At 67.9% G+C, this 13,760-nt stretch carries 10 protein-coding genes; 4 read left to right on the forward strand and 6 right to left on the reverse strand.

Features of this window, described 5'->3' with window-relative positions:
* The first annotated feature begins 108 nt into the window (after positions 1-108).
* The 3 genes from ACWDXS_RS04840 (at position 109) to ACWDXS_RS04850 (ending at position 5,689) form a co-directional block, all read left to right on the forward strand.
* The gene (locus tag ACWDXS_RS04840) at positions 109-1,896 is read left to right on the forward strand and encodes a peroxidase family protein (RefSeq protein ID WP_449962116.1); all 1,788 of its coding nucleotides are present in this window, start codon (positions 109-111) and stop codon (positions 1,894-1,896) included.
* A complete protein-coding gene (locus tag ACWDXS_RS04845) occupies positions 1,893-2,987 on the forward strand; it encodes a catalase family protein (RefSeq protein WP_378990068.1) in 1,095 nt (364 codons plus the stop codon). Before ACWDXS_RS04840 ends, ACWDXS_RS04845 begins: the two co-directional genes overlap by 4 nt.
* 119 nt (positions 2,988-3,106) lie before the next feature.
* Positions 3,107-5,689 carry a LuxR C-terminal-related transcriptional regulator gene (locus tag ACWDXS_RS04850; RefSeq protein ID WP_378990067.1) on the forward strand — a complete coding sequence of 861 codons (2,583 nt, stop codon included), beginning with the start codon at positions 3,107-3,109 and terminating at the stop codon, positions 5,687-5,689.
* A gap of 36 nt (positions 5,690-5,725) precedes the next feature.
* Here ACWDXS_RS04850 and ACWDXS_RS04855 read toward each other — a convergent pair whose 3' ends face one another.
* The 6 genes from ACWDXS_RS04855 to ACWDXS_RS04880 all read right to left on the reverse strand — a co-directional run bounded on the left by ACWDXS_RS04855 (position 5,726) and on the right by ACWDXS_RS04880 (position 11,996).
* Positions 5,726-5,905, reverse strand: coding sequence for a hypothetical protein (locus ACWDXS_RS04855; protein ID WP_449962120.1), 180 nt, complete (start codon positions 5,903-5,905; stop codon positions 5,726-5,728).
* A 296-nt stretch (positions 5,906-6,201) separates the two neighbouring features.
* Positions 6,202-6,996: a SigB/SigF/SigG family RNA polymerase sigma factor gene (locus ACWDXS_RS04860; protein WP_449962122.1), complete on the reverse strand. Its 795-nt coding sequence runs from the start codon at positions 6,994-6,996 to the stop codon at positions 6,202-6,204.
* A 50-nt stretch (positions 6,997-7,046) separates the two neighbouring features.
* Positions 7,047-7,247 (reverse strand): hypothetical protein, encoded by a 201-nt coding sequence (locus tag ACWDXS_RS04865; RefSeq protein WP_378628880.1) that lies wholly within the window; start codon positions 7,245-7,247, stop codon positions 7,047-7,049.
* A gap of 110 nt (positions 7,248-7,357) precedes the next feature.
* A complete protein-coding gene (gene pepN / locus ACWDXS_RS04870) occupies positions 7,358-9,826 on the reverse strand; it encodes an aminopeptidase N (protein ID WP_449962125.1) in 2,469 nt (822 codons plus the stop codon).
* A gap of 52 nt (positions 9,827-9,878) precedes the next feature.
* Positions 9,879-11,711 (reverse strand): glutamine--fructose-6-phosphate transaminase (isomerizing), encoded by a 1,833-nt coding sequence (glmS, locus tag ACWDXS_RS04875; RefSeq protein WP_387444894.1) that lies wholly within the window; start codon positions 11,709-11,711, stop codon positions 9,879-9,881.
* 15 nt (positions 11,712-11,726) lie between these two features.
* Positions 11,727-11,996 carry a hypothetical protein gene (locus ACWDXS_RS04880; RefSeq protein WP_378990060.1) on the reverse strand — a complete coding sequence of 90 codons (270 nt, stop codon included), beginning with the start codon at positions 11,994-11,996 and terminating at the stop codon, positions 11,727-11,729.
* 242 nt (positions 11,997-12,238) lie between these two features.
* On the opposite strand from ACWDXS_RS04880, the gene ACWDXS_RS04885 reads away from it, so the two are divergent.
* Positions 12,239-13,744 (forward strand): hypothetical protein, encoded by a 1,506-nt coding sequence (locus ACWDXS_RS04885; RefSeq protein WP_449962127.1) that lies wholly within the window; start codon positions 12,239-12,241, stop codon positions 13,742-13,744.
* Positions 13,745-13,760: the final 16 nt, after the last annotated feature.

Genomic DNA, 13,760 nt, shown 5'->3' on the forward strand with positions numbered 1-13,760 from the left:
CGTGCCCGCGCGTAGTGGACTACTCGTGACAGGCCTGACCAGGCGCCGGAGACTGGATTCGATCGGTCCGGTAGGCGGCGAGCACGCGCCATTCCGTGGAGGTTCTCGATGGTCGACGCACAGCAGCAAACACTGGTCACTCGCGCATTGGTCACCGCCGCGGAGGCGCTCGACCGGCGGGTCGGCTGGTTCCGGCTACCGACCCCGTTGGGGTTGGCCGTGCTGGTCGGCCTGCGCAGCAGACTGCGGGCGCGCAACCTCTTCGACACCGGCCCGCATCCGGCCGGACCGTTGCCCCCGGACGACGCCGGCGAACACCGCAACGCGCGCACCGTCGAGGGCACTTACAACAGCCCCGACGACCCGCGCGCGGGTTCGATCGGCTGCCGATTCGGCCGCAACGTCCCACTCGATCGCACCTACCCCGAGGATCCCGCGCGGATCATGGAACCCAACCCGCGCACGATCAGCAGGCAGCTGCTCACGCGTGACCGATTCCAGCCGGCCACCACCCTGAATCTGCTGGCTGCGGCCTGGATCCAGTTCGAGGTGCACGACTGGTTCGTGCACGACCCCGCCGAACAGGACCCCTTCGTCGTCACCCTGGACGACGATGATCCGTGGCCGCACCCCCCGATGGCGATCCCGCGCACGGTGACGGTGCCCGCCCCTGACCCGGGCGCCGCGCCGACCTACGTCACCGGCGAGACCCACTGGTGGGATGCCTCTCAGATCTATGGCAAGACAGCGGAATTCGCCGCTTCTTTGCGCTCGGGAAAGCACGGCCAGCTCGTGATCGACGAACTCGGACTCCCGCCGCTGGACGCCGAGCGGCTGGTGGCACTCGATCCCTCGGCGGCCAACGCCTGGGTGGGCCTGGCCCTGCTGCACTCGCTGTTCCTGCGCGAACACAACGCGATCTGTGCCCGCCTGACCCGGCGCTACCCCGACATGAACGACCAGCAGCTCTACGACACCGCCCGGCTGGTCAACTCCGCGTTGATCGCGAAGATCCACACTGTCGACTGGACACCGGCCGTGATCGCCCATCCCACCACCGTCGCGGCTATGCGCGCGAACTGGTTCGGCGTGCTGGGAGAGCGGGTTTCGCGGCGCTTCGGCCACTTCATCGGCAACGAAGTGCTGTGCGGCATACCGGGTTCCGCGCGCGACGACAGCGGAGTGCCGTACTCGCTCACCGAGGAGTTCGTCTCGGTCTACCGTATGCATCCGCTGATCCCCGACGCGCTCGTCGTCCGCAGCCTCGCCGACGACACCGTGCTGGCCGAGCACCCGCTGCCCGACCTCGGCGTCGCCCACATCCGCGAACGGCTCGCCGAGACAGCGATGGACACGCTGCTCTACTCCTTCGGCCGAGCCAACCCCGGCGCGTTGACGCTGCACAACTACCCCGTTCACCTCCAACAGCTGGAGCGTCCGGGCCAACCGCTGCTCGATCTGGCGACCGTCGACATCCTGCGGGTCCGCGAGCGAGGTGTGCCGCGCTACAACGAGTTCCGGCGGCACCTGCGCCTACCGCCGGTCACCTCGTTCGACGAACTCACCGATGACCCGCAGTGGGCACGCGAACTCGAACAGGTCTACGGCGACGTGGACGATGTCGACCTGATGATCGGCCTCTACGCCGAGCCCAAGCCGCCCGGTTTCGGCTTCAGCGACACCGCCTTTCGCGTGTTCGTGCTGATGGCGTCGCGGCGGCTGTCGGCGGACCGGTTCTTCACCACCGACTTCCGGCCCGAGGTCTACACCGAGGCGGGCTTGGCCTGGGTGCGTGACAACACGATGCGCAGCGTGCTGCTGCGCCATTTCCCGACCCTCGCGCCCGCGCTGGAGGGCGTCGCGAATCCGTTCGCCCCGTGGAGGAGCCCGCGATGAGCTATGTGAGCTACCGCGAGGACCTGGAACAACCGCGGCCCGACGAAGAACAGATCATCGACAAGATCATCGCGGTCCTGCGCGACAACAATGAACGCGCCTACCGCAAGTACAAGCGAGGTTTGCGCGACGCCCATGCCAAGAGTCACGGCATCCTGCGCGGCGAACTGACGGTGCCCGCGGGCCTGCCACCCGAACTGGCCCAGGGCATGTTCGCCACCCCGGCCACCTATCCGGTGATCGCGCGGTTGTCGAGTACCTCCGGGGTGATCCGCAGCGACCAGCTACGCGGCGTCCGCGGACTCGGGATCAAGGTGCTCGGGGTACACGGGCCGCGCGCGCTGCCCGACGACGAGGCGAGCACGCAGGACTTCATCATGGTGACCCATCGTGAGTTCCTCTTCGCCGACGCGCACGCCTACCTCACCAAGGGCATGCCGACCGCGTGGGTGCTGGCCCGGCTGCCCGACGCCGCCCTGCGCGCGGGCAGCGACCTCGTCGCCGCGCTGAACACACACGTGCTGCGCCGGATCGGGCGCAGCGTGCCACCGAATCTCGGTGTCTTCGTCGCACCCAACACCCACATCCTCGGCGAGACCTTCTACTCCTCGGCGCCGCTGCGCTACGGCGACTATGTGGCCAAGCTGCTCTACGTGCCGGTGTCGCCGGAAGTCGTTGCACTGCAAGGGCAACCGGTCGACCCCGACGCGGGAGTCAATGCCCATCAGGACCTGATCGTCGACTTCTTCGCCGCGCACAGCGCCACCTACGAACTGCGCGCGCAACTGTGCACCGATACCGCCACCATGCCGATCGAGGACGCGACTGCGCCATGGCCCGAAGACGACTCACCGCACCGCACCGTGGCGACCATCCGCTTCGACGTGCAGGATCCGTACACCCCGCAGCGGCGTGCCTACGGTGACGACGTGCTCTCGTTCAACTCCTGGCGTGGCCTGGACGCGCACCGGCCGCTCGGCTCGATCAACCGGCTCAAGAAGCGCGTGTACGAGGCCTCGAGCAACTACCGCCACGACGTCAACAACGCGCCGCGGCTCGAGCCCCGTGACGCCACCGAGCTCCCGCCGTGACCATCGCGGCACCCGCCCATGCGCCGCGCGCGCCCGCCGCGCCGGTCCACCCGCGCGTCGGCCGTGTCGCCGGGCCGAGTCGTTGTGACAGGGCCGGACGGGAACTACACTTTTCATGTATGGGCGGACTCTGGCAGCTGCTCGATCGTCCCGCCGAATATGACGCCGTCCGTAAGGCTTTGACGAACCGCGACACCGGTGGCGTGATCCTCGTCGGTGCCGCGGGCGTCGGCAAGACCACCCTGGCCCGAATGGTCACCGCTGTGCTGTCCGAGCCGGTGCGCTGGGTGGCCTGTACCGCGTCGTCACAAGCCATTCCACTCGGTGCGTTCGCGCCCTGGATCGCCGCGTCGGTGTCGCGCGATCCGCTCGCGCTGCTGCATTCGGCCCGGGAGAACGTGCTCGCCCAGCCCGATACGGTGATCGGCGTCGACGACGCGCACCTGCTCGACATCCTCTCGGCCACGCTGGTGCACCAGATCGCCGTCGACCGTGGGGCCCGCATCATCGCCACCGTGCGCACCGGGGAATCGCTGCCCGACGCGGTCACCTCACTGTGGAAGGACGGGTACCTCGAGCGAATCGAGTTGGCGCCGTTCACCAAAACCCAGTGCACCGAACTCGTCGAGACCGTGCTCGGCGGGACGCTGGAGGGGCTGAGCGCCGATGTGATGTGGGAGTCCTCGGGCGGCAACCCACTGTTCCTGCGCAACATGGTCGAGGGGGGCGTCGAGGCGAGCACTCTGACCGACGTCAACGGCGTCTGGCAGTTGCGCGGGCCCACCGCGGTGCCCTCGGGTCTGGTCGAGTTGCTCGGCGAGCGGTTGAGCAGGGCGGGCGCGCCTGTGCTCGACGTGCTGGAGACGCTGGCTGTGCACGAGCCGCTCGACGTCGACATCCTCAGCGAGCTCGTCGGCGCCGACGCCGTGGACACTGCCGAGGTCACCGGCCTCATCCGGGTCACGAGCCACAACGGGGTCGTCGATGTCCGGTTCAGTCATCCGCTGCTCGGTGAGGTGGTGCGCTGCCGTCTCGGCACAGCCGCCGCGCGCACCCGGCGCGGACGTCTCGTCGAGACGCTGCAGGACCGTGACCTGAGCACACCGGCCCACCGGATCCGGCTGGCGCGACTGTGCGTGGAAAGCGATCGGCCGATCGACATCGTCTTGCTGATCGACGCGGCCAAGGACGCGGTGTCGCTGGCCAATCTGCCGCTGGGCGAACGGCTCGCGCGCGCCGCGTGCGAGCGTGGCGGTGGGCTGCGCGCGGCCGAACTGCTCTCCCGCGCACTGCTCTGGCAGGGCAGGCCCCAGCATGCCGACGAGATCCTGGCCCGGTTCGATCCCGACCGCCTCGATCCGCTGCAACTGGTGCAGTGGGGTGTGGTGCGCGCCAGCTTGCAGTTCTGGTCGCTCGGCGATGTCGACCACGCCCGCGACCTGGTCGAGATGCTGCGCACCCGCGTCGAGTATCCCGCTCTTCGCCTGACGGTCGATGCCGCCGCGGCGGCGATGGCGGTCCATGAAAACCACCTCGACGAGGGAATCGAGGCTGCCGAGCGGGTGATCGCCGATCCGAACTCACCCCGCCAGGCCGTCGATTTCGCCGCGTTCGCCCTGGGCCTGGCAATGCCGGTGGCCGGTCGCGGCGCCGACTTCGCGCCGATCGCTGCCTGCGGCCGCGCGCAGCAGAAGTCCACCGACGGGATCATCCGGGTGATGGTCCGCTACGGCGACGTTCTCGCCCTGACCACTATCGGCGACCTCGACCTCGCCGAGCAGCGCGCGACCGAATACCGCGAGTTCTCCTCGGCAGGGCAGTTCGTCGGCTGGGCGATCGCGCGCATCGCCGACGGGGTCGTCGCCACCTATCGGGGACGGTTCCGCGAAGCGATCACCGCCTTCGAACAGGCGCTGGCGGCGCTCAACGCCGAGAATTCGCTGCCGTGGAAGCTGCCGGCGCGGCTGCTGCTCGCCCGGGCCTACGCGGCGCTGGGCGAGGTCGAACAGGCCGCGCGGGTGCTCGGTGACGCCGACGAGCACAGCGGGCCACACATGGCCCTGCACGAACCGCAGCGCATCATCGCGCGCGCCTGGCTGGCCGCTGCCGAACACAGCGCGCACTCGGCGGTGGACCTGGCACGCAAGGCCGCCGACCTGGCGCACAGCGCCGGTCAGTACGCCATGGAAGCCGAAGCTCTGCACCATGCCACCCGGTTCGGCGATCGCACCCTCGCCACCCGGCTCACGACCGTCGCCGGTCGTGTCCAGGGCCCGGTGGCGGCGATCTACGCCCGCCACGCCGCTGCCCTCGCCGCTGCCGACCCCCGCGCGCTCGCCGCGGTCAGCCGCGAGTTCGAGTCCGCGGGGCTCCTGCTGTCGGCAGCCGACGCCGCGGCGCAGACAGTGCCGATCTACGACCACGCCGGACAGCGCAGGCCCAGCGCCCAGGCGGCCGCCCGCGCGATGGCCCTGGCCGCCCGCTGCGACGGCGCGGGCACTCCCGCTGTCACCGCGGCGGCGCGCCCCCTGCCGATCACCGAACGCGAACGCGAGATCGCCGCTCTGATCGGCCGTGGCCTGTCCAACCGCGCGATCGCCGAACGACTCTGTGTCTCGGTCCGCACCGTCGAAGGCCACATCTACCGGGCCTGCATCAAGCTCGACGCCACCGACCGCGACCAGCTCGCCGAACTCATCTGAGGTACGCGGGCTACCGGTATCCGATCGCGCGTGCGCTCATCGGCTCGGCTCCGGCAACTGGCATTCGGAGACCTTCGGGTTCATGCCGAGGTAGTTGAGCGGGCCCGCGAGCACCGTGAGTCCGATCGTGCCCAGATCGCCGCAATTGGCCGGGGTATTGGTGAAGTAGTCCCGCTGCATCGCCGCTGCCAGCCCGGCCCCGAACCAGACCAGCATCAGCACCGACAGTAAGAATTTCGCGGTTTGGTGGGCCGGACTGGCCCGGATTTCCCGCACTTCGCGAATCTCTCGGTCCCGTCGATTCCGTCGACCGCGCATCGTCATCGCACCCTTCCCGCCGGCGAGCACCACACTGACACACCATGTGAACAGCGCCGACCCGGTGGACGCCGCCACGACACGCGCGAGATTCTGCTTTATCAACTGTGCAGCCCGGTAGCCGCAGAGTCAATGGACGGTATCGGTCGAAGCCCGCACCGCATCGTCTCGACACGGTGCGGGCGGGCCGAAGATCAGGCCACGGGTACCGTCTGGTCGTCGGCGGCCTTGGCACGCAGATCACCCAGCAGCCTGGTGAGCTTGCGGGAGACACTCATCTGGGACACGCCGAGGCGTTCGGCGATTTCGCCTTGGGAGAGCGTGTCGTAGAACCGCCAGATCAGCAATTGCCGGTCCTGTGGCGACAGCTGCGCCAGCAGCGGCGCGACGGTGATCGTGTCTTCGGTGAGACGGTAGCTCGGATCCAGGTCGCCGAACGTCTCGGCGACGGTCATGCCGGGATCGCCGTCGTTGTCGCGGGCGGGAGTGTCGAGGCTGCGGGTCTGGAAAGCATTGGCCGCCACGAGGGTTCGGGCGATGTCGGTGACCGGCACGTCGAGCTCGGCGGCGAGTTCGTGGGCGGTGGGGGAGCGCTGGAGCCGACGGCTCATCTCTTCGGTCGCTTCCCTGACCTTGCCCTGGAGTTCTTTCTCGCGACGGGGAACGTGCAGAGGCCAGATGTGATCGCGGAAATGCCTGCGCACCTCACCCATGATGGTCGGCACCGCGAAGCCGAGGAACGGTGAACCGGTGGTCACGTCGTAGCGGTCGACCGCCATGACCATGCCGAGCCGCGCGGTCTGGAGCAGGTCGTCGAAGATCTCGCCACGGCCTGCGTACTTGCGAGCGATGTGCTCGGCGAGCGGTAGACAGACCTCGATGATCCGGTCCCGCAGAGCGTCGTGTTCGGGGCTGCGGGGATCGATCAGCGCCCAGTGTGCGAACAGGGGTTCGGCGTTTTCGTAGGTGCGGTCGGTGGTCTCGGACATGCGGATCAGCTCCTGGCCTTCGAATGCTCTCCGGATCTGCGGAGGCGAACCTACAGTGCGTGCAGGTCCAGCATTCTGAACGTCATCATCATTCCCGCGCCGAGGCCGACGGCGCCGAAGATCGCGGCGGGCAGCGATCCGGTGAGCGCAGCCAGGCCGAAGAGGAAGAACACGCAGGTGGCCAACATGATGGTGGTGCTGGTCAGATCCATGCTCGGCGTACTCGTTGTCCGATTACGTGAGTTGGTCATAGATCAAGGGTTCACCAACGCGTCGGTTATTAAACCGTTATTGGTCGACTGGGGTTGACAGAGGTGCCTTTTCGGATTTAGATGTTTGACCCGACGTGCAATGGGAAAGATCAGTTTGCATCGCGCACGCGCAGATCGCGGGCGAGGTGGTCACGCTGTTCGACGACCAAGCGACGCAACGAACTCGGTGCGTCGGCATTCGCGGCGAGCCATCGGTCGACCCCGTCGAGCGAATCGGCGGCGGGAAAGAGCCCGACCACGATGCGTCGAGCGATCTCGATGCTCCGCTGATCCCATACCGTGCGCAGTGCCGCGAAATAGTCGTCGTCGTAGCGTGCGATCAGGTCGCGGTGGCGGCCGGCGCGGAACCCGTCGATGGTGGCGTCGAGGTGGTCGTTGGTCAGGGTGGGGTCGCCCAGCGCTGAATCCCATGCCGCGGCTTTGACATCTGCTCGTGGGCGGGCCGCGAGTGCGCGCAGGTGAGCGGTTCGCCCCGATGCGGTGCCGTCTCGTTCCCCCTCGGCGTCCAGGTCGGCGAGCTTGGCCTCACCGGTGGCGGCCAGCGCCGTCCACAGCGCCCAGCGCAGATCGGGATCCAGGGCCAGGCCCTCCGGTGCCCGGTCGAGCAGGATCGCCCGGATGTCGGTGGCACGGTGGCCGTCGACGGTGGCGGCGGCCGCCACCGCCCGCGCCCACGCCAGCTGCGCGCCGGAACCCGGTGCCGACGAATGGAGTGTGGCCCAGCAGGATTCGAGCCATTCACCGCGCCACCGATCCCGCGCCGGATCGGGCAGATAGTGCCCGATGGTGAAAGACGCGTTCGCCAGGACCGCGGTGAGCAGCGCCATGTTCGTTTCGACGGGCGCGAAATCACGAGCCATCGACAGGTAGCGTTCGGCGTGGAGTTCGCCGTCGCGGGTGGCGTTCCACAGCGCCGACCAGATCAGTCCGCGCGCCAGGGGGTCGGTGACCCGATTCAGTGAACTCTCCACGGTGGCGAGCGAATCCACGTCGAGACGGACCTTCGCGTAGGTGAGATCACCGTCGTTGAGCAGCCGCAGCGCAGCGGGTGCGAGAGTCACCGGTGTGTGAGCGTCGACGATGTCGAGTTCCACGCGCTCGCGAATCACCAAGTCACCCTCAGCATCGAAGTCGTAGAGCCCGACAGCGAGCCGGTGCGGACGCGGATCGGTTTGCACGATCGCACCGCTGTCGAGGGTCAGCGTGGACACCCCGGTCGTTTGCAACCAGGCCCGCGCCCAGCCCGCCAGATGGCGGCCGGAATCCGCCGACAATTCGGCCAGCAGGTCGTCGAGAGTAGTGTTGCCGAATGCGTGCGTGCGGAAATACCGGCGTACACCCGAGAAGAACTCCTCCCGGCCGACATAGGCGACCAACTGTTTGAGTACGCTCGCGCCCTTGGCATAGGTGATGCCGTCGAAATTGAGTTTGGCGGCCTCGAGGTCGGTGATATCGGCGACGATCGGGTGCGTGGTCGGCAGCTGATCCTGCAGATAGGCCCAGGCCTTGCGGCGGTTCGCGAACGCCACCCAGGCGTCGGTCCACTCGGTGGCCTCCGAGCTCGCGAGTGCGCCCATGTAGTCGGCGAAGGATTCCTTGAGCCACAGGTCGTCCCACCACACCATCGTGACCAGATCGCCGAACCACATGTGGGCCATCTCGTGCAGGATCGTATTGGCCCTGCCCTCGTACTGGGCGGCGGTGGCCGCGCCACGGAACACGTAGGCCTCGGTGAACGTGACCAGCCCGGGGTTCTCCATCGCACCCAGGTTGTATTCGGGGACGAACACCTGGTCGTACTTGCCCCACGGGTACGGGTAGTCGAAGTTCTCGGCGAAGAAGTCCAGACCCTGCTTCGTCACCTCGAAGATCGTGTCGGCGTCCAGGTAGCGGGCCAGCGAAGCGCGGCAATAGATCCCGAGCGGGATCGTGAGTTCCCCGCGCGTCCACGACGATTCGACGCGATGGTACGGGCCGGCCGCGACCGCGGTGATATACGTCGAGATCGGCAAGGTGGGGGAGAACTCGACGTTCTGGAGCACGCCGTTGTCCTGGATTGCCGCGAACGGCCGATTCGAGATCACCTGCCACCCGGCCGGTGCGGTCACCGCGAACGTGAACGGCGCCTTCATATCCGGCTGTTCGAAGCAGGCGAAGACCCGCCGCGCATCCGCCGGCTCGTACTGGGTATAGAGGTAGGTCTGGTTGTCGACCGGATCGACGAACCGATGCAGCCCCTCGCCGGAGCGGCTGTAGGCACCGGTGCCCCGCACGACAACGACGTTCGTCTCCGACAAGCCGACGAGCGCGAGCCGGGCTCCGTCGTACTCGACGGCGACATCCGTGCCGTTGACGGTCACCGATTCCACCGCCGGACCGATGAAGTCGAGCCACGTCTGTTCGACGGAGGCACCGAACTCGACGGTGGTCGTCGTCGCGAAACCATCCTGGGACTGATCCGGGGCCGCGGACAGATCGAGTTCGACGCGGTAGGCGCGGACGGTGATCGCGGCCGATCGCGCGGCGGTCTCGGAGCGGCTCAGGTTCGCGGTGTTCACGCCTCGATCCTGCCAGCCGCCCCGGCGCCGTGCGTCGCACTCCACGCGACTGCTACTCCACGGTGACGCTTTTCGCGAGGTTGCGCGGCTTGTCGACATCGCGCCCGAGCGCGATGGCCGTGTGATAGGCGAGCAGCTGCAGCGGAATCGTGAGCAGCATCGGGTCCAATTCCGGTGCGACGCGCGGGACCCGGATCACTTCGTCGGCCGCGTCCGGCGGAAGGTCCGCGTTCGTGACGGCGATCACGGGTCCGCCGCGTGCCTTGATCTGTTCGATGGTGCTGAGGTTCTTGGCCAGCAGTTCGTCGTCGGGGACGATCACCACGCTCGGCATCTCCTGGTCGATCAGCGCGAGCGGGCCGTGTTTGAGCTCGGAGGCCTGGTAGGCCTCGGCGTGCACGTAGGAGACCTCCTTGAGCTTCTGCGCGCCTTCGCGGGCGACCGGCCACGCCCGTACCCGGCCGATGAAGAACATGCTGCGGGCCTTGGCGTAGCGGTGCGCGATCTCGGCGATCGCGTCTTCGTCGGTGAGGACCTGGTCGATGGCGGCGGGCAGGGCGCGCAGGCCGTCGACGATGCGATGGCCGTCGGCGGCCGACAGGTCGCGAACCCGGCCCAGCAGCAGGGCCAGCATCGTGAACGACACGGTCATATTGGTCAATGCCTTGGTCGAGGCAACCGAGATCTCCGGGCCCGCGTGCAGGAACACCCCTGCCCCGCACTGGCGAGCGATCGCGCTGCCCACCGCGTTGACGGCGCCGATGACCCGGCCGCCCTTGCGCTGTAGCTCCTGCACCGCGGCGAGGGTATCGAGGGTTTCGCCGGACTGACTGATCGCGACGTAGAGCGCGTCGGGATCGACGACCGGATTGCGGTAGCGGAACTCCGAGGCCGGTTCCGCGGTGGCCGGAATACGGGCGAGTTCCTCGATCAGCTGGGCACCGAGCTGGCCCGCGTAGTAGGCCGAACCGCAACCGAGGAAGACGACCTTGCTGATACTGCGCAGTTCGCGGGCGTCCATGTTCAACCCGCCGAGGTGGGCGGTGGCGAAGCGGTCGTCGAGGCGCCCACGCAGCGCTCGGCGCACCGCCTCGCTCTGTTCGGCGATCTCCTTGCGCATGAAGTCGGGGAATCCGCCGAGCGCGTAGTCCTCGGCCACCATGTCGATGGTGGTCGGGGTCTTGTCGGTCTGTTCGGACTCGACTCCCAGTGTGCTGGTGCGGAATTCGCTGTCGCGGATGGTCGCGAGCTCGCCGTCGTCGAGGAACACCACCCGCTGGGTGTGGTGGACGAGGGCGGCGACATCGGAGGCCACGAACATCTCGCCGTCGCCGACGCCGAGCACGATGGGGCTGCCGTTGCGGGCGACCACCAGCTCGGCCGGGCGGCGCGCGTCGAGGACCAGCAGACCGTAGGTGCCGCGAACCCGGTGCAGCGCGGCGCGAACGGCGTCTTCGAGAGATTCGGATTCCTCGAGCTCGCGCGCGACCAGGTGGGCGATCACCTCGGTGTCGGTGTCGGAGACGAGATCGATGCCGAGCGCGGTCAGCTCGGCCCGCAGCTGTTCGGCGTTCTCGACGATGCCGTTGTGCACCACGGCGATACGGCCGCTGACATCGGTATGCGGGTGGGCGTTGGCGTCACTGGGCTCGCCGTGGGTGGCCCAGCGGGTGTGCGCGATGCCGACGGTGCCGCGCAGAGCGGTGGTGTCGGCCTTGTCGCGCAGGTCCTGCACCCTGCCCCGGGTTTTGCACACGCGCGCCTTGCCGCGATGCGGCAGTGCCAATCCGGCCGAATCGTAGCCGCGATATTCGAGCCGATGCAGACCCTCCAGCAGCACGGGAACAGCTTGCCGGTGACCGATGTATCCGACGATTCCACACATGGCGTGATGAACCCCTTACCCGTAGACGATGCGACGAAGTTGCCGTTCGGTGAATGACGGTGCCGCGACCGGGCGCTCGCCGAGTTCGATCTCGAGGCGTCGCCAGATCTCGGCATTGCGCATCTCCCGAGCTTGCAGCTCGGCATGCCTGCGCCGGACGAACTGCTCGGCCGTCTCGTCGAAGTAGCCGACGATGTCGGCGACGACCCGGGCCGCCACGCGTTCGGGTAGGCCGGTGGACGCCACGACATAGCGGACCAACTCGGTGGGTACCCCGTCATTCACTCGCACGATCATGCCTGCCCCGACCGGGTTCGCCAACATCCCTGCCCGAATTCGGGCAGATTGTGTCGCGACAGCGCCTCGATGGGACGCGTCATGCATGCAGTCGGTCCGGCCGATGCGCGCGGAGTTCATGCCGTTATCGCCTTGTGAGGTGTGAGCCGCGACTTGCGAACAATTTGCTGGAAGGGTGTCGAGTACACGGAATACTGCGCATCCGAGTGGAGGTTGTGGTGAGGCGACGAATGGGCGACGCATTCAGTGACCGGCTCTATTTCGCGGGCCCCGCGTCGGCATCGGATGAAGCAGGCGGCAGGCCAGAATACGTCGTCGACGCGGCAATCGTGACGATCGCGGAAGAGATCGTGCGCACGGGTTTCGATACCGAGGATATCGTGCACCAGCGGCTGCGCAGGTTCTGTGCGCACGCGAAAGCCGAAGGCGCGATGGTGAATTGCCTTCTCGGTGCGGCAACTGCGGTGGAAGACGGAGGGGTGGTGCCCTTTGTCGGCAGAGTCGTCGGCAGGCTCGGGCACGCGGAGTTGTTGTTCGATCTAGCTCTGGACGAATCGGGTTTCGATCCGTTCGACGGCAACCCGGTGGTGAATTCGGTCGGGCCGGGGGCGATGACGGAGCTGGATTTCGAATTCGTCATCGCTCAGGTGAGTGAGCTGGTCGATAGCTTGCTACTACCCAATTATCTGGCACTGCTCGAATGGCGTGACCTCACCGGGGAGGCGCCGCGATCTCGTCAGCCGGAGCAGTCGGCCGCGTTGCTGTACGAGCTGAACGAACGGCTCGCGCCGGTCCTCGGCGACATGCCGCTGGCCTGGTTGTTGCTGCACTACGCGGAGTTCGGCGTCGCGCCGCTGGCGGACTCGATCCATCGCGCGCTGCTGCGCACGAACGCCGCTGACGCCGTGGCCGCCGCGCGTACCGCCGCGGCGGCACTCACCGCGATGTCGTTCGTGTCCTCCTCGGCCAGGCTGGGTGATCTTCCGGTGGTGTCACGCCGTCCACGGCATCAGCCGACGCTGGTCACCGCCAACCACGTCATGGCCGATCTGGTCTGCGCGCTGTCGCGCTGCGATACCGCGAACGGCTGGCAGGCCGACGCGAAACTGCTGCGGACCGCCGACGCGCAGACGGTCGGCTGGCTGCTGGTCGAGGACCGCCGCCATCGACGTGAAACCCGCAGCAGCCGAGGCGATCTCATGGCATCGGCGATCGGGCTCGAGATCATGCTCGGCGTCGATCACACGTCCGGTTCGGCCCCGGCGACGGCGCAGGCGCCGGCGGCGACCGCGATCACCGCCGATCTGCTTCGCGTCCTGCGCCTGCCCTGGGACCAGATCCCGGAGTCGGCCCGCTACAGTCCGCGTCATCTGGACGGTGCCCTGCGTTTGGCCTGTTGCGCGATGGAGGCCATGGCCCCGGGCGTCGAGTCCATCTCCGATATCCTGCGCCGCGCGGCCGATCGGGCGATCCCCGCGCTGAGCGCCCGCCCGGAACCACCGATCTATCTCCAGGGCGCACTGGCCCTGCTCGAGTCCTGGCATCATGGCGGTGCGCCCCGCACCCGCCCCCTGCTCGAGGCGACCGAACCCATCGCCCCCGTGGTCTTCTCCACGCTGTTGCTGATCGGCGCGGCGCTACTCGAAATGCTCGCCGAGGAGTTCGACGCGGACGTGACACACGTACTCGACGCACTCGAGACGCGCCTGCGAGCCCGCGACCGTCTAGCGGAGTGACGACGGGATGGGTCGT

The sequence above is a fragment of the Nocardia sp. NPDC003183 genome (assembly GCF_053590715.1).

Coding starts and splice junctions, on each gene's coding strand:
- ACWDXS_RS04840 (WP_449962116.1), top strand. CDS start 109: ATGGTCGACGCACAGCAGCAAACACTGGTCACTCGCGCATTGGTCACC.
- ACWDXS_RS04845 (WP_378990068.1), top strand. CDS start 1,893: ATGAGCTATGTGAGCTACCGCGAGGACCTGGAACAACCGCGGCCCGAC.
- ACWDXS_RS04850 (WP_378990067.1), top strand. CDS start 3,107: ATGGGCGGACTCTGGCAGCTGCTCGATCGTCCCGCCGAATATGACGCC.
- ACWDXS_RS04855 (WP_449962120.1), bottom strand. CDS start 5,905: ATGCTGGTCTGGTTCGGGGCCGGGCTGGCAGCGGCGATGCAGCGGGAC.
- ACWDXS_RS04860 (WP_449962122.1), bottom strand. CDS start 6,996: ATGTCCGAGACCACCGACCGCACCTACGAAAACGCCGAACCCCTGTTC.
- ACWDXS_RS04865 (WP_378628880.1), bottom strand. CDS start 7,247: ATGACCAACTCACGTAATCGGACAACGAGTACGCCGAGCATGGATCTG.
- glmS (WP_387444894.1), bottom strand. CDS start 11,711: ATGTGTGGAATCGTCGGATACATCGGTCACCGGCAAGCTGTTCCCGTG.
- ACWDXS_RS04885 (WP_449962127.1), top strand. CDS start 12,239: ATGGGCGACGCATTCAGTGACCGGCTCTATTTCGCGGGCCCCGCGTCG.